At 52.7% G+C, this 15,868-nt stretch carries 18 protein-coding genes and 2 tRNA genes; 11 read left to right on the forward strand and 9 right to left on the reverse strand.

From position 1 onward, the window contains the following. Positions 1–159 precede the first annotated feature (159 nt). From BQ5591_RS03830 to BQ5591_RS03840, 3 genes are all read right to left on the reverse strand, one after another. Positions 160–717, reverse strand: coding sequence for a GNAT family N-acetyltransferase (locus BQ5591_RS03830; RefSeq protein WP_022162999.1), 558 nt, complete (start codon positions 715–717; stop codon positions 160–162). 154 nt (positions 718–871) lie between these two features. Then, on the reverse strand, positions 872–1,345 hold the full coding sequence (locus BQ5591_RS03835) for an arginine repressor (protein ID WP_022162998.1): 474 nt from the start codon (positions 1,343–1,345) through the stop codon (positions 872–874). Positions 1,346–1,476: 131 nt separating this feature from the next. Next, a complete protein-coding gene (locus tag BQ5591_RS03840; protein WP_071148502.1) occupies positions 1,477–2,163 on the reverse strand; it encodes a DUF5715 family protein in 687 nt (228 codons plus the stop codon). A 207-nt stretch (positions 2,164–2,370) separates the two neighbouring features. Here BQ5591_RS03840 and truA point away from each other — a divergent pair, with 207 nt between their 5' ends. The 3 genes from truA to BQ5591_RS03855 all read left to right on the forward strand — a co-directional run bounded on the left by truA (position 2,371) and on the right by BQ5591_RS03855 (position 4,856). Further along, positions 2,371–3,135 carry a tRNA pseudouridine(38-40) synthase TruA gene (gene truA, locus BQ5591_RS03845; RefSeq protein WP_071148503.1) on the forward strand — a complete coding sequence of 255 codons (765 nt, stop codon included), beginning with the start codon at positions 2,371–2,373 and terminating at the stop codon, positions 3,133–3,135. Between the two features lie 56 nt (positions 3,136–3,191). Then, entirely contained in the window at positions 3,192–4,091 is a 900-nt protein-coding gene (locus BQ5591_RS03850) for a DMT family transporter (protein WP_071148504.1), read from the forward strand. Between the two features lie 117 nt (positions 4,092–4,208). After that, complete coding sequence (locus BQ5591_RS03855) at positions 4,209–4,856, forward strand: DUF3256 family protein (RefSeq protein WP_071148505.1); 648 nt, start codon at positions 4,209–4,211, stop codon at positions 4,854–4,856. On the opposite strand, the gene BQ5591_RS03860 is transcribed toward BQ5591_RS03855, so the two are convergent. The 5 genes from BQ5591_RS03860 to BQ5591_RS03880 all read right to left on the reverse strand — a co-directional run bounded on the left by BQ5591_RS03860 (position 4,843) and on the right by BQ5591_RS03880 (position 7,612). Further along, complete coding sequence (locus BQ5591_RS03860) at positions 4,843–5,733, reverse strand: YitT family protein (protein WP_071148506.1); 891 nt, start codon at positions 5,731–5,733, stop codon at positions 4,843–4,845. The genes BQ5591_RS03855 and BQ5591_RS03860 overlap by 14 nt on opposite strands. A 311-nt stretch (positions 5,734–6,044) precedes the next feature. After that, a tRNA-Gly gene (locus tag BQ5591_RS03865) sits at positions 6,045–6,117 on the reverse strand. 9 nt (positions 6,118–6,126) lie between these two features. Next, positions 6,127–6,209, reverse strand: a tRNA-Tyr gene (locus BQ5591_RS03870). Positions 6,210–6,271: 62 nt separating this feature from the next. Continuing rightward, positions 6,272–6,766 (reverse strand): 6,7-dimethyl-8-ribityllumazine synthase, encoded by a 495-nt coding sequence (gene ribH / locus BQ5591_RS03875; RefSeq protein ID WP_022162992.1) that lies wholly within the window; start codon positions 6,764–6,766, stop codon positions 6,272–6,274. Positions 6,767–6,928: 162 nt separating this feature from the next. Continuing rightward, positions 6,929–7,612 (reverse strand): tetratricopeptide repeat protein, encoded by a 684-nt coding sequence (locus BQ5591_RS03880; protein WP_022162991.1) that lies wholly within the window; start codon positions 7,610–7,612, stop codon positions 6,929–6,931. Positions 7,613–7,796: 184 nt separating this feature from the next. Between BQ5591_RS03880 and recF the strand changes: the two genes are divergently transcribed. From recF to BQ5591_RS03905, 6 genes are all read left to right on the forward strand, one after another. Beyond that, positions 7,797–8,909: a DNA replication/repair protein RecF gene (gene recF, locus BQ5591_RS03885; protein ID WP_071148507.1), complete on the forward strand. Its 1,113-nt coding sequence runs from the start codon at positions 7,797–7,799 to the stop codon at positions 8,907–8,909. Further along, complete coding sequence (locus BQ5591_RS03890; protein ID WP_022162989.1) at positions 8,906–9,196, forward strand: DciA family protein; 291 nt, start codon at positions 8,906–8,908, stop codon at positions 9,194–9,196. The genes recF and BQ5591_RS03890 overlap by 4 nt, the downstream gene beginning before the upstream one ends. 63 nt (positions 9,197–9,259) lie before the next feature. Beyond that, positions 9,260–9,400, forward strand: coding sequence for a hypothetical protein (locus tag BQ5591_RS21530; RefSeq protein ID WP_162841927.1), 141 nt, complete (start codon positions 9,260–9,262; stop codon positions 9,398–9,400). Positions 9,401–9,566: 166 nt separating this feature from the next. After that, a complete protein-coding gene (locus BQ5591_RS03895; protein ID WP_071148508.1) occupies positions 9,567–10,889 on the forward strand; it encodes a TolC family protein in 1,323 nt (440 codons plus the stop codon). A gap of 44 nt (positions 10,890–10,933) precedes the next feature. Next, entirely contained in the window at positions 10,934–11,968 is a 1,035-nt protein-coding gene (locus BQ5591_RS03900) for an HlyD family secretion protein (protein ID WP_083380868.1), read from the forward strand. Positions 11,969–11,975: 7 nt separating this feature from the next. Beyond that, entirely contained in the window at positions 11,976–13,580 is a 1,605-nt protein-coding gene (locus BQ5591_RS03905; RefSeq protein WP_071148509.1) for a hypothetical protein, read from the forward strand. A gap of 34 nt (positions 13,581–13,614) precedes the next feature. Here the strand turns inward: BQ5591_RS03905 and BQ5591_RS03910 are convergent, their stop codons facing one another. Then, positions 13,615–13,881, reverse strand: coding sequence for a YajG family lipoprotein (locus tag BQ5591_RS03910; RefSeq protein WP_071148510.1), 267 nt, complete (start codon positions 13,879–13,881; stop codon positions 13,615–13,617). 145 nt (positions 13,882–14,026) lie between these two features. Here BQ5591_RS03910 and BQ5591_RS03915 point away from each other — a divergent pair, with 145 nt between their 5' ends. After that, positions 14,027–14,557, forward strand: coding sequence for a hypothetical protein (locus BQ5591_RS03915; protein WP_159434429.1), 531 nt, complete (start codon positions 14,027–14,029; stop codon positions 14,555–14,557). 612 nt (positions 14,558–15,169) lie between these two features. Next, entirely contained in the window at positions 15,170–15,745 is a 576-nt protein-coding gene (locus tag BQ5591_RS03920; RefSeq protein ID WP_071148512.1) for a flavodoxin family protein, read from the forward strand. Positions 15,746–15,868: the final 123 nt, after the last annotated feature.

Consider the following 15,868-nt stretch of genomic DNA (forward strand, 5'->3'; position numbering starts at 1 on the left):
TATTAAGAATGAAGAATTAAGAATGAAGAATGGCTTTGTCGCTCTTCTTTCCCTTTTCTTCATCGCTGTTTTTGCTTTATTTGTTGTTTCTTTGTCGAATGAATCCTGCGTCCTGAATCTGAAAATGCTTCATTCTTCATTTTTCATTCTTTATTTATGTCAGATTCTGTCTTCTTCGTGCAGCGCGGGGTCGTAGAGCATGGCGGTGCAGATGCAGAACTTGCGATTCTTAGCCACCAGTATGTCGTGATTGATACATCCCTCGCAACCTTTCCAGAAGGCTTCATCGTCGGTCAGTTCGTTGAAGGTAACAGGCACGTAACCCAGCTCGGTGTTCATCTTCATAACGGCGGCGCCGCTGGTCAGACTGAATATCTTGGCCCAGGGCCATCGGAGGCGTGCCAGCTGGAAGGAGGCCTGCTTGATGCGTTTGGCCAGTCCCAGTCCGCGGTACTTGGGGTGTACAATCAGACCGGAGGTAGCTACATACTGCTTGTTTCCCCAGCTTTCGATGTAGGTGAAGCCGGCAAAGTCGTCGCCACACAGGGCAATGATGGCTTTTCCTTCCTTCATCTTGGTTGCTACATATTCGTGTGTGCGTTCGGCGATGCCGGTGCCGCGTACTTTAGCTGCTTCGCGTATGGTATCCAAAATCTTGTCGACGTAGACTTCGTGTGAAGCGTCGGCCACCATGACTTCAATTTGTTTCGAATCCATTTCTCTCTTGATCAGTTTATTTCTTTTGTTCTTTTATATCGTTTACTTCTGTGTGTGTCGGCATCGGCCCTTGGCGTTTTTCGTTGGCGGGTGTGGCCCGTTGGGGACGCTCGTTGACGAATGCTTCTTTTCGGGGGTGCTTGCCGGCGTTCTTTTATTGGATGTTCGGTATGATGCTGGACAGGAACTGGCGTACTTCCTCGTGCGAGGTGTGTTCGTGCAGCACAAGCATGATGGTGTCGTCGCCTGCTATGGTGCCCAGTATGCCTTCGTACTCGCGGTTGTCAATGTCGTAAGCCATGCTGCTGGCATAGCCCGGGCGGGTGCGGATGACGGCAATGTTGGCCGAGAACTGAAGCGATACGAATCCGCTGTACATCAGCATTTCGCTGGGACTCTGATCGTTGTTGCGCTTGTACATGATGTCGTTGGGCAACACGTACACGTACCGTCCGTTGATGTTGGCAGCTTTGGCTACTTTCAGTTGCTTCAGGTCGCGCGAGAGGGTTGCCTGCGTCAGTTCGAATCCTTCTTCTCCCAAGGCTTGCAACAGCTCGTCCTGCGAGCCGACTTCCTTGCTCGAAATAATCATCTTGATAGCATCTAACCGATTGGCTTTTTTCTTCATCTTTCTGTATAATTATTCTTTCAACGCTGCAAAAGTAGGGATTATTTTGGAAAGAATATGCAAAAATAATGATTTTTTATTCTGTTTTTGCCGAAAAGAAGATTATTTATGCAAAAACGATGCTTCTTTATTCATTTTCTCGAAGTAATGTGGAAGCAGCCTTGCTTCAGTTCGTATTTGACGTAGCACTCGCCATTCTGTTTCAGGTCTCTCAGCACTTCGGACAGTACAAGTTTCAGTGTGTCGGCGCTGACGTCCTGCAAGGGGCGGCCGTCTTCGTCTTCTACTTTTTCGAAACGTTTCCAACTGATGTCGAACGTAGTGCCGTAGGAGTGGGCAGAATTGCTCGAAGCGTTAGTGTTGCGGCGGCGCAGGCGCTTCACGTCGTCCTGGGTGCGGAGGACGGAGGTGACGATGACTTTATTCGGATTCAGTCCTTTCGAGGTGAGCGAATCGAGGAAGTTGCTTCCGATGCTGTCGAGCAGATCGGCTGCGCCGGGCACGAGGTAGGGGATGGAGTGGGTGAGTGAGTCGACAGCGTAGAGGTCGTTGGTCTGGATGTGGCGAAGCTTCTCCTTCAGGGCTTCGGCTTCCTGGCGCGAGCCTAGGGGAGCGATGCCGATGGCGCGGGCCACTTCGAGGTGCTTGGCGTTGAGGTCGCCGAAGGAACGCTTATAGCTGACGACGCCCTTGATGTTGCGCGGTTCGTTCAGTTTGAGGGACATGTCTTTCTTTTTGCAGCTTCCCAGGGTGGACGTAGCTACGGTTGCCGCAAGCAACACGAGGGGGAGGTAGTGTGTAAATCTGTTCTTTTTCATTGCTTTGTTTTTGTGAATTTATATGCAAGTCTTTGCAAAAGTCACGGCAAAGATACTTTAATCCGCAGAAACTGCATTATCTTTGCACCCAAAATGCAGGGACAGGCTGACCGATGGCCGGATGCGGGACGAATGCTTGCGAGCGGCTGGCAGGTTACGGACAGATGTCCTTTTCTTTTGAATCCTCTAATATAAAAAGGAAGAACTGTGCAACGATATTTCATCTATTTGGCTTACGACGGAACGGCCTATCACGGCTGGCAGATACAGCCCAACGGGGCAAGTGTGCAGGAGTGTCTGATGAAGGCGCTCTCGACGTTGCTGCGCCGCGAGGTGGAGGTGACGGGAGCCGGGCGCACGGATGCCGGGGTGCACGCCTCGCTGATGGTGGCTCATTTCGACAGTGAGCAGCCCCTGGACACGGCCTTCATGACCGACAAGCTGAACCGTCTGCTGCCGCCCGACATTTCGGTCTACCGTCTGCGGGCGGTGAAGCCCGATGCGCATGCACGCTTCGATGCCACGGCACGCATGTACAAGTATTACGTCACGACGGCGAAGGTGCCGTTCGACCGGCAATACCGTTGCCGACTGTTCCAACGGCCCGACTTCGACCGGATGAACGAAGCGGCGCGCCGCTTGTTCGACTATACCGACTTTACCAGCTTCAGCAAGCTGCATACCGACGTAAAGACCAACAACTGCCGCATCATGCACGCCGAGTGGACACAACTGGACGAGGTGACCTGGGTGTTTACCATCCGTGCCGACCGCTTTCTGCGCAACATGGTGCGGGCCATTGTGGGCACGCTGCTCGAAGTGGGCCGCGGCAAACTGTCGGTCGAGGGTTTCTGCCGGGTCATCGAGCAGAAGGACCGCTGCCGTGCGGGGACTTCCGTACCCGGCAATGCGCTGTTTCTGGTCGACGTGGCCTATCCCGAGGAACTGTTCTTGAAGGAAGAGGAGCGATGAGGCTCCTTTCCTTATTATATATGTAAGACTTACGTCTGTTAATTCGTTTTTTTATTATGTGGTTATTGCTTGCTTTTCTTTCGGCTGCGCTGCTGGGCTTTTACGACGCCTTCAAGAAGCAGTCGTTGCGCGACAACGCCGTGTTGCCCGTCCTGTTTCTGAATACACTGTTTTCGAGCCTGATTTTCCTGCCTTTTATCGTGCTGTCGTTTGCGGCGCCCGAAGTGCTGCAGGGCACGATGTTCGAGATGCCCGTGGCAGGATGGGAAACGCATAAGTATATCGTTGTAAAGTCGTTCATCGTCCTCTCGTCGTGGGTGTTCGGTTACTTCGGCATGAAGCACTTGCCGCTCACCATCGTGGGACCCATCAATGCCACGCGTCCGGTGATGGTGTTAGTGGGCGCCATGCTGTTCTTCGGCGAGCGGCTCAACCTGTATCAGTGGGCGGGCGTGCTGCTGGCCGTGGCTTCGTTCTTCATGCTGAGCCGTTCGGGCAAGAAGGAGGGCATCGACTTCAGTCACAACAAGTGGATCTTCTTCATCGTGCTGGCTGCGGTGACAGGTGCCATCAGCGGCCTGTACGACAAGTATCTGATGACCCGCCTCAACCCGATACTGGTGCAGTCGTGGTACAATGTCTATCAGGTGTTCATCATGTGCCCCGTTATCCTGCTGTTGTGGTACCCCAAGCGTAAGTCGAGTACGCCGTTCCGCTGGAAGTGGACCATTGTCTTCATCTCGCTGTTCCTTTGTGCGGCCGACTTTGCCTACTTCTATGCCTTGAGTTACGAAGATTCGATGATATCCATCGTGTCGATGGTGCGCAGGGGCAGCGTGGTGGTGTCGTTCCTGTTTGGAGCCTTGTTCTTCCGTGAAAAGAATTTAAAAAGCAAGGCTGTCGACCTGATTTTGGTGCTGATAGGAATGTTCTTCTTATATTTGGGGAGCAAATAGGAGGGAAATGAAGAATTAAGAATGAAGAATTAAGAATGGAGAATGAAGGATGAAGACTCGTTCATTTCCTCCCCCATCAACTATTAATTATTAATTGTAAACTATTAATTAACCGTTATGAACCGATTGATATTACTCGCTATAAGCTTGCTGGTGCTGCCCCTGTCGCTGCGTGCACAGCTGGCGAAAGACGTTTTCAAGGCCATGCCCGATTCGCTGAATCTGCTGCTGACGTCGGTGAACCGTGCCGACTTCATCGACTTTCTGGAAAGCAAAATGAAGGCCGAAGTGACCAACCGCTTCGACGGCAAGTCGGAGATGACTGCGCTGACGCCCGACTACATCCACATCCGCATGACGCCCCAAAGCACCTGGGAGATGAAACTGCTGCCGCTGACCGATAGCACCAAGGTGGTGTGCACCGTCTCTACCGTTTGCGCCCCGGCGTGCGACAGCCACATCCGTTTCTACACCACCGACTGGAAAGAGCTGCCCGCTGCCGACTTCCTGCCCGCTCTGCCCGTGACGGACGACTTCATCGAAGCCGCCCCCGACTCGGCCGACATCTACGACTATCAGGATGCCCGCCGCCAGGCCGATATCCTCTTCCTGAAGGCTTCGCTTTCGCCCACCGATGCCGCGCTGACCTTCACCTTCTGCACCCCCGACTATATGGAAAAAGAAGCGGCGGACCGGTTGAAACCTTTTGTCCGCCGCCCTGTGGTTTATACCTGGAAAGAGGGGAAATTCGTCACTTTACCTTAATCTTGTCGAACCCTTCGCCGTAGACTCCGATGACAGCACTCTGCGATACGAATGCCTTGGGGTCGATGTCCTTGATCAGCCGGAAGATGATGGGCGACTCGCTTTTCTTGGCCAGTACGAACAGCATCTTCACCTCGTGACCCGTGTAGAAGCCCGAAGCGTGAATCACCGTCACGCCGCGGTGCGGATATTTATTGATGTGCTGTCCTATCTCCTCGTACTTGTCGCTGATGATGAAGAACTGTACCGACTGGCGGGCACTGTTGACCACCTGGTCGAGCACAAAGCTACAGATGTAAAGGGTGACGTATCCGTAGACAACCTTTTCCCAGTCCTGCAACGCGAAGTAACTGGATGAAATGATGATGAGGTCGCAGATCAGCATGACGCGTCCCAGCGTGATGTCGCGATACTTGTTAATGATGGCGGCGATGATATCCGTTCCGCCCGTGCTGCCGTTCGCCGAAAAGGCGATGCCGATGCCGCCTCCGCAGAACGAGGCACCGATGACGCAGGCCATGAAGGGCTGGTCGTCGAGCAGCACCAGACCCTCGGTCAGCTTCTGGATGACGGACAGGAAAAAAGTCAGAGTGAACACGGCAAAGATGGTCTTGATGCTGAACTTCCATCCCAGTATCCGTATGGCCAGCAGCAACAGCAGCACGTTGATGCCGAAGTAAGTGTACTGCACCGGAAAACCGGTAGCGAAATAGACGATGGACGCGATGCCCGGCACGCCTCCGGTGGTGATGTCGTTGGGCAGCAGGAATACGGTCCAGCCGATGCCGTACATGATCATGCCCAAAGCGATCATCAGATAGTCTTTCATTTCCCGCAGCATATTCTGCCGGAGCGGGCTGGTTTCAGTTGCTTTCATATGTATTCGTCAGATAGATAGCAGAAGCATTTTGCGGCAAAGATATGGTAATTTTCTTTCCTATGTTCGGGCAGGTACGGATTTCTTTCTGCGTCTTCTTTTTTTACTCTGTTTTTATCGCCTTTGTAGGACACTTGCCATTCATTTATGGGACACTTGCACGGCTCGCGAGCAATGCAAGTGTGGCTCGTGAGCCACACAAGTGTCTCTCGCGAGCACCACTTGTATCATTCAGAGATGGTGGGGGATTGGAATAGGCAGAAAAGAAAAATCAGATAGAAATCTTGCGATAACTATCTGATTCTCTTAAGAGCGGAAGACGGGACTCAAACCCGCGACCCTCAGCTTGGAAGGCTAATGCTCTATCAACTGAGCTACTTCCGCAAATTTATGTGGGCAAAGATGGATTCGAACCACCGAAGGCGTAAGCCAGCAGATTTACAGTCTGCCCCATTTGGCCACTCTGGTATTTGCCCTTTGGCTTTCGAGCTACTCGGGTGAAGCACCTTTGTTTCTCAATTGCGATGCAAAGATACGACTATTTTTGTAAACTCCAAGCGAAATCTATCATTTTTATTGCAGTAATTGCACATTCGTCGCCTTTATTGCCTAATTTCCCTCCGGCGCGGTCCTCGGCTTGCTCCATTGTATTGGTCGTAATCAGGCCGTAAATCACTGGTACATCGCCACTTGCGTTCAATTGTGCTATGCCTTGGGTCGCTCCCATGCAAACATAGTCAAAATGTGGCGTATCTCCGCGAACTACGCAGCCCAATGCAATAACTGCGTCTACTTCGCTATATTCGATCAGCTGGCTGGCTCCGAAAGTCAGTTCGAAACTGCCCGGAACGGTTTTGATGAGGATGTTTTCTTCTTTAGCTCCGTGTTTTTTCAGAGTTTTCACGGCACCTTCGAGCAGTGCGCCCGTGATGTTGTAGTTCCACTCGGAAACGACGATACCGAATTTCATTTTCTCGGCATTGGGTACTGAGTTGAAGTCGTAGTCGGAAAGATTGTGGTAAGCTGTTGCCATAGGTGTTAAAATGTTATGGTTTTGAGTTTGGTTTAAGGCGGTTTGTATAAAGCGAAAGCACGGATTACACGGATACCACGGGGACTTCTCCTTTCCGTGTTTTTTCCATGTATTCCGTGCTTTCGGTATTTCTTATATATAAGGTATATATGCTTCGCGCAATTACTTCTTCATGAACTTGGCTTGCTCGATGTACTTATCGATGTTCATGGATTGGTAAGAACGGAAGTATTTTTCCTTAATAGTGGTGTAAGCGTTGATGGCATCATCGTACTTGCCTTGCTTCACCAGGATTTCTCCGGCCTGTTGCAGATAGATGGGGCTGATGGCGTTGCTGTTGGCCTCTTCGGCTGCTTGCAGCAACAGCGATACGGCTTTGTCCAGCTGACCCAGCTGAGCGTAGCAGTTACCCATAGCACCTTTCATGGCGGGAGCTACCAACTGGTCGTTGCCGCTGAAGCTGTCGAGTGCTTTCAGAGCTTCTTCGTATTTGCCCAGGTGAGCGTAGCAAAGTCCTGCATAAGCCTTGGCCAGGTTGGCAGCGTCAGTTCCGCTGTATTCTTCGGCCACTTTCAGGAAGCCTTTGTAACCGATGCTGTCGCCGTTGAGGGCTTGTTCGTACTTGTCGGCTTCGAAATATTCCTGTCCTTTGAACAGGGCAGCCTGTGCTTTCTCTTCACGAGGTTGTGCATACAGATTCTTGTACATCACTACTCCGGCCACGATGATGACGATTGCCAGCACGGCACCGATAATTGCTTTCTTGTTTTTGATGAGGAATGCCTCTGACTGTGTCAACGCATCTTCCACGTTCAGGGCTTCGTTGGTCTTTTTTTGTTCTGCCATTTTTGATATATACTTTTTGTTATTATTCTTATGTAGGGAATTCGACCCGCAAAAGTAAGTTTTTTATAGTTATCGGCGAAATTTAGCGGCATCTTTTTTTGTTTTGCTGCTGAAAACCTTTATTTTCGGCCCGCTTTTCCGCAAGAAGGCCTATCTTTGTACGTCAACTTAGCGATAGATTTACATGATACTTAAGCGCATATCGATACTCAACTATAAGAATCTGGAGCAGGTCGAGCTGTCTTTTTCGCCCAAGCTGAACTGCTTTTTCGGACAGAACGGCATGGGCAAGACCAACCTGCTGGATGCCGTCTATTACCTGTCGTTCTGTAAGAGCGCGGGCAACCCCATCGATTCGCAGAACATCCGCCACGATGCCGACTTTTTCGTCATTCAGGGGTTCTACGAAGCAGCCGATGGAAGTCCGGAGGAGATATACTGCGGCATGAAGCGCCGTCAGAAGAAGCAGTTCAAGCGCAACAAGAAAGAATATACCCGCCTGTCCGACCACATCGGCTTCCTGCCGCTGGTGATGGTGTCGCCTGCCGATTCGGACCTGATTGCCGGGGGAAGCGACGAGCGTCGCCGCTTTATGGATGTGGTTATTTCGCAGTACGACAAGGAGTATCTCGAAGCTCTGATACGCTACAACAAGGCACTGGCTCAGCGCAACGTCCTGCTGAAAAGCGAAACACCCGTCGAGGACGAGCTGCTGCTGGTTTGGGAGGAGATGATGGCACAGACGGGCGAAGTGGTATTCAGAAAGCGCGAAGAGTTTATCCGCGAGTTTATTCCTATTTTCCAGAACTTCTATTCGTTCATTTCGCAGGACAAGGAGCGGGTAGGGCTGACCTACGATTCGCACGCACGCGACGCCTTGTTGCTCGAAGTGCTGAAGGCCAGCCGCGAGCGCGACCGCATCATGGGCTATTCGCTGCGCGGGGTGCACAAGGACGAACTGAACATGCTGCTGGGCGACTTCCCCATCAAGCGCGAGGGCTCGCAGGGGCAGAACAAAACTTACTTGGTGGCACTGAAGCTGGCGCAGTTCGACTTCCTGAAGCGGACAGGCTCGACCGTGCCGTTGCTGTTGCTTGACGACATCTTCGACAAGCTTGACGCTTCGCGCGTGGAACAGATCATCAAGCTCGTGGCGGGCGACAGCTTCGGGCAGATATTCATCACCGATACCAACCGCGAACACCTCGACCGCATTCTGCATAAGGTGGGCAGCGACTACAAGATGTTCCGCGTAGAGCGGGGCGAAGTATCGGAAATGGAGGAGGACGAAGCATGAAACGGAACGATGCCGAACAGATAGGCAAGCTGATACAGCACTACCTGCGTCAGGAGTGCCTGGAGTCGCCGCTCAACGAACGGCGGCTCATCAACGCGTGGCCCGAAGTGCTGGGTCCGACCATTGCCTCGTACACGCGCGATCTTTATATAAAGAATCAAGTGCTTTACGTTCACCTCACCTCGGCTGCCCTGCGGCAGGAGCTGATGATGGGGCGCGACCTGCTGGTGCGCAACCTGAACCGCCACGTCGGTGCACAGGTCATCACCAATATTATTTTTCGTTGACCTGATTTACGTTGGTTTTGTTAAACAATGTTATAAGTTGGGCCTATAAAGGTTACAACTTATGTGTCTGATTTTGTACCTTTGCACCCGCAAATCAGCAGGAAAAAGAAAGTCAGAATGAAAATACGTTTTTACCACATCGCCATCCGTTATCAGAACAAGATACACGACTTCCATGCCTGGGGTGTGGCTGCTCTGATTTAATTCCTGTTTCTTCCGTCCGACGGGCGGAAGCATTTCCCATCCGATTTCAATTTCTTATTCAGGTTTTGCGGACTGTCCGGTGACAGGTCGTGTTGTCGCGTGCCGGCAGGAGGACCGGTGCCTTGTCCGTACAACCGTAACCCTTAACTTCAATTATTACATGTTTATGAGTTACAGAAAAGGACTCATGGTGCTGTGTGTGGCAGTGCTGTGCAGTCCGGGCCTTTACGCCCAGTCCGCTTCGTCGGGCCGCCTGTTGAGCGTCGATGAGATGTTCCGCCTGGCCGACGAAAACAGTAAGAGTATTCAAACCTATTCCACGGCCCGCGAGGCTGCCGACCAAGCGCTGCAGGCCGCCAAGGCACAGCGTCTGCCCGATGTCTCCGCCAGTCTGTCGGTCAGCTACCTGGGCGACGGCCGCTTGTGGGACCGCGACTTCAGCAACGGCACCAACATTCCGATGCCCCACTTCGGCAACAATTTCGCTCTTGAGGCGCAACAGGTGATTTACGCCGGTGGTGCGGTGAACAGCAGCATTGCCCTGGCCGAACTGGGCCAGCAGATGGCAGGACTGGACGCACAGAAGAACCGTCAGGAAATCCGTTTCCTGCTGATAGGCTACTACCTGAACATCTATAAGCTGGGCAATCAGCGTCAGGTTTTGCAGAAGAACCTGGAACTGGCCGAACAGGTAATCCGCAACATGGAGGCACGCCGCAACCAGGGAACTGCCCTGAAGAACGATATCACCCGCTACGAGTTGCAACGCGAAACGCTGAAGCTGCAGCTGGCGCAAGTGGAAGACGCCCGCCGCATTATGAACCATCAGCTGGTGACCACCTTGCATCTGCCGGCCGGCACCGAGATTATCCCCGACACTACGTTGCTCTCGTCCGACGTGCCCGCGCTGGCCGAAAGCGACTGGCAACAGATGGCCCTGCAAAGCAACCTGGCCTTGCAACAGAGTGGCCTTTCGGTCGAGATGGGCAAGCAGAAAGTGAAGCTGGAGCGTTCGGAGCTGCTGCCCAAAGTGGCGCTGGTAGCAGCCGAGCATCTGGACGGCCCCATCACCATCGAAGTGCCTGTGCTGGACAACAACTTCAACTACTGTTACGTAGGCGTGGGCGTGAAGTACAATATATCGTCACTCTTCAAGAACAACAAGAAGCTGAAGCAGGCACGTCTGAACGCCCGCAAGGCGCAGGAAGAACACGAACTGGCAGCCGAGCAGGTGGAGAATGCCGTACAGGCAGGCTACGTGAACTTCCTGACCTCCTTCACCGACCTGCACACGCAGGAGAAGAGCGTACAGTTGGCTGACGAGAACTACCGCGTGACCAGCAACCGCTACGACAACGACCTGGCCCTGCTGACCGACATGCTCGATGCCGGCAACATGAAACTCAGTGCCGACCTGGCGCTGGTGAACGCGCGCATCAACGTTGTCTACAATTATTATAAGATGCGTTACATCACGCATACACTCTAACCTTTCTTATTTCATATATTCAACAAACCATAATACTTAAAGTCATGATTACAAGAACTGCAAAGAAACTGATATACAACATCGTCATCATCGGCTGCCTCGTGGCAGGACTGGTTTACGTCTGCTCGCGCTTCCTGCACCTGGGCCGTGTAGAATATACCGACAATGCACAGGTGAAGCAGCACATCACCCCCGTGAATACCCGCGTACAGGGCTTCATCAAGCGCATCTGTTTCGAGGAGTTCCAACCCGTACACAAGGGCGACACGCTGGTCATCATCGAAGATACTGAGTTCCGCCTGCGTCTGGCACAGGCCGAGGCCGACCTTGCCAATGCGCTGGCAGGCAGCAAGGCCACTACGGCAGGCATTGCCACCACGCAGAACAACCTGAGTGTGAGCGATGCAGGCATCGAGGAGGCCCGCGTGCAGATGGAGAATGCCCGCCGCGAACTGACCCGTTACGAGAAACTGCTGGGCGAGGATGCCGTCACCCGTCAGCAATACGACAACGTGCGCACCACTTACGATGCTGCCAAGGCACGCTACGAGCAGGTACTCCGTGCCCGCCGCTCTACTTCGCTGGTAAAGGATGAACAGACCCACCGTCTGGATCAGAACGAAGCGGGTGTCCGCCTGGCCGAAGCGGCCGTAGAGCTGGCACGCCTGAACCTGTCGTATACCGTTGTGCTGGCCACCTGCGACGGCGTGACCGGCCGTAAGGACATCCACGAAGGCCAGTTGGTTCAGCCGGGACAGACGCTGGTGGACATCGTTGATGGCACCGACCTGTGGGTAGTGGCCAACTACCGCGAGACACAGCTGCCCAACATCCACGAGGGAGCCGAGGTAGAGATTACGGCCGACGCCGTGCCGGGTATCGTCTACAAAGGTACGGTAGAGTCCATCTCCGACGCTACGGGAGCCGCCTTCTCGCTCATTCCCCAGGACAACGCTACGGGCAACTTCGTCAAGGTAGAGCAGCGTGTCCCCGTGCGCATCAGCCTGCAGGGCAATCGTCCCGAAGACCTGCAACGACTGCGTGCCGGGTTCAATCTGGAGTGTGAGGTGAAATATTGAGCAGACTATGGGAGCACCGATTCTTAACGGGCCGTTCACGATGCCCATGTTCCGCGAGTTTGTACCGCGCAAGATGCAGCCGTGGATTTATGTATTCTTCGCCGTTACCTTCCAGCTTTCCGGCGGGCTTTATTTAGGCGCACTCAACCAGATGGTGGGCGGCATGTCGCTGATGCGCGAAGACCTGCTGATGTGCCTTTACTCTAATTTGGCTGGCATGGCCATTTACTTCCCGTTGCTGTTTCGCATGAAGTTTCGTTTTACCAACAAAACGCTACTCACGGCAGCCGCATTGGGCGTGTTAGTTTGCAACCTTGTGGCGCCCTACATCACCTTTCTGCCCCTGCTGTGGGCGGTGTGCTTTGTCGAAGGCATTTGCAAGATTCAGGGCACCTTCGAGTGTATGTCGAACATTCAGCTGTGGATGACGCCCAAGCGCGACTTCACCGTCTTCTTTCCTCTGCTGCACATCATTATCCTGGGCAGCATGCAGCTGTCCGACCTGATGACCACCTGGTTGCTGCACCACTATCATTGGACGTACATGCACCTGTTCATGGCAGGGTTGATGCTGGTGGACCTGCTGATACTTTCGACTTGTGTACGTCATTTTCGTTTCATGAAAAAGTTCCCGCTGGTGGGTATCGACTGGACAGGCGCGATGCTGTGGGCGGCCCTGCTGCTGCAGGTAGCCTACCTGTTCGACTATGGCGACTGGTACGACTGGTGGGACAGTCCCGTCATTTGCCGTCTGACTTGTTCCATTGTGCTGACGGCTTACGTCTGTGTGAAACGGATGCGCGCCATCCGCCATGCTTTTCTGGAACCCAAGATGTGGACTTACCGCTATCTGTGGCCTGTGTTGATACTGATTACTGTGGTCGAAGCCATTCTGGCCACGGAGCGTGTGCTGGAGGAAAGTTTCTACGAAGGGGTGATGCACTATGCCGAGACCGTCAGCGTGCAGTTGGACTGGCTGGCGCTGGCTGGCATACTGGCGGGCTGTCTGTTTGCCTACTGGTGGATGCACGTGCGCCGCTTCAACTACCTGCGGCTCCTTATCGTGGGCGTCATGGCATTGGTGTGCTACCTGGCAGGCTATTACTTCCAGTTTTCGGGCGAGATACATCTGTCGCAGCTCTATCTGCCGACGCTGTGCCGCGGCTTCGGCTACGCCATACTGAGTGCCACGTTTATGGTTTGCTTGGAGGAGATTATGACCTTCCAGCACTTCTTCCAGGCACTCAGCGTCTTCAACATGCTCCACATGGTGGTGGGCGGCGTGCTGGGTTCGGCTCTTTACGGGCGTGCCCTTTCCTACTACATGACGGACAACATGGCTCGCTACGGCAGTGCCATCGACCGCGTGTCGTTCAGCAGTTCGCCCTTCCCGTTAGGTGAATATATGGAGACGTTCGTTTCGCAAATGATGGAAGTCAGCATCCGCCAGATATACGGGTGGGTGCTCTACGGCTGCATCCTGTTGCTGCTGTTGTTCCTGCTCTACGACATGCCGGTGCGGCGTTATCTGAAGGAGATGCCCAGCTGGAAGAGTGTAGGGCGTGACGTCAAGAATTCCTTCTTCCGCTTCCGCTCGTTGCCCGACGAGTGACGGGTACGTGTTTGGACCTGAAGTAAATGGAATGTTAACGCCCTACCTGATAATATTGTAAAATATCCCGCAAAATATCAGCCCATGATGCTTTTTTCTCCGGGGCGACAGTTTCGTGCAACCGTTCCTTGTTCAAGTCGTCCACTTTGGAGGATACTGCCTTTCCGTTTCCGGCGACCGTTGAGTCGGAAGAAAGGTAATGTGTTAGGTAAGGGTTGGTTGTGCTGGTGCTCTTTGCAGAATGGCAGGCAGAGAGGGCTAAGCAGCATCCTAACAGGCAAGCGTATATCAACTTCTTCATGACTATCGTATTTTTTGTAAAGTTAGTTGTTTTTTCGTGGCATGATGTTTAAAGTAGGTTAATTTGATTAAAGATGTTTATTGCAAATAACACTGGGCGTGTTTGAATTGTACCTTTACAACGTAAAGATTAAAAGTATCACGCTATGAAGAAAGTCTTTCTTTTATTGATTCTCATGGCGCTTGGCGGAGTCTCTTACTCGCAGGTTCGGATAGTCGACAACGATTCTTTGAAGTCTGTCATTACTGCTTCCGACAAGCCTTATAAACTGATTTACGTTTTCTGTGATTACTGTCGTCCGTCTGTCGAACGTTTTCCGAAACTGTTGGAGGTGTTGAAAGGCAATTCGGATGTCGCTTTGTTTCCTATTTGCGCGCAAGGCTATGGGGAAGTAGCAGAGTATCTGAAAAGAAATGGGTTTTCGGAAACAATCTACCTGATTAACCAAAAGCGGAAAATTAAAATGATCGATCTGTATAATCCGATTAAGTTTACTTGTAAACTTCTGCACAAGCAGTTGGATATTCCGACAGATAAGATGGGGGCTTCGGACTATTGTCTGTTGGATAAGGACAATAAGGTTGTTCTTCAGACCCATTGGGAGATGCCGGATAGTTTGTATTTCGGACAGCTGAAGGAGTATTTTGCTCGTTTCCGCTCGCAGCCCGACGAGTGACGGGCGCAGGGCGGTGGAAGGCAGCATTTGTCTTTGTGTTTCAGTTAAGGCGTTTCTGCTTGCAAAAAGAGTCGGAAACGCCTTTTTCTGTAACATGCCCTCCCGCTGAATTCCTCGAAACAGATGCCGGAACTGCATAAAACGGCGCTAAAACCGCATGAATATACGCTGCGGATGCCGGAATTGCATCTTTTTGCCGTCTGAAACGCTTGTGCGGAACGTGCTCTGTGCTTGTCCGGTTGCCGAACAACGCTTGTGTGGCTCGGCAACAATGCTTGTGCGGCTCGGCCGGAAGGTATGTTATAGGGAGGAACAAAGCTTTCGGCGGGGCATTCGGGCGCTTTTTTCGTCTGTTTTGGTTGTAAGTATTTCGCTATCTGTTTGGCTGATAGACGAATAGTGCGTGTGCGCTTTGAAAAAATCGGCTGCCCGTCCTTCTGGCCGCAAATACGCGATTCTCGCGGACTTGGGTGTGCAAAGTGTCAGAATGATAGTTGGCCCGTTTCTCCTTTTCTTCCGCCCATCGGGCCGTTTGTCCGAAATAATATGTATATTTGCGGATATTCTCCGGATATTTATTCGTGGGAACGAAGGCTTAAAAACGGAAGCACTATGAACATACTTATCCTGAATGCCAGCCCCCGTCCCAACGGAGGCATCGCGCGCATGTTGCAGGCCATGGAGGAAGAAGCCCTGGCGTGCGGAGCCCGGGTGGTGAACCTGCGTGTCGCCGACCTGAAGGTGCGTCCCTGTACGGGTTGCATGACCTGCCGTACCGCCCAGCGTTGCACCTTGCCCGAAGATGACGCCCAATGCGTGGTGCGCCTGCTGGGCGAATGTCAGGTGCTCGTCATCGGCGCCCCCTGCTATTGGGGCAACATGCCAGGCACCCTGAAAGTATTGTTCGACCGCATGGTTTATGGCCTGATAGAGCAAAGCGGCACCGGACTTCCGCGCCCGCTGCACGCCGGCAAGGACGCCGTATTAGTGTCCACCAGTACCACCGCTTTCCCCTTCAACATCCTGTTCCACCAGACCAGCGGCACCGTACGCGCCCTGAAAGCCATTCTGAAGTGGAGCGGCTTCCACATCTACCGCCGCATCGAGCGGGGAGGGGTGCGGCAGAAGCCCGTCGGCGAAAAAGATTTGAATCGTTGCAGGAAAGTGATGCGGAAGTTGTGCAAATAATCACTACCTTTGTGCCCTTGCAAACCGCGATGTAACTGTCCGGTTTTATAGGTTTTTGCCGTTTGCAGGTCCGTGCCCCCTTGCGAGGCTCCGGCTTGCAGGCCGAAAAACGTATCAACTTAA

The organism is Bacteroides ndongoniae (assembly GCF_900108345.1).
In the GTDB taxonomy this organism is placed as follows: domain Bacteria; phylum Bacteroidota; class Bacteroidia; order Bacteroidales; family Bacteroidaceae; genus Bacteroides; species Bacteroides ndongoniae.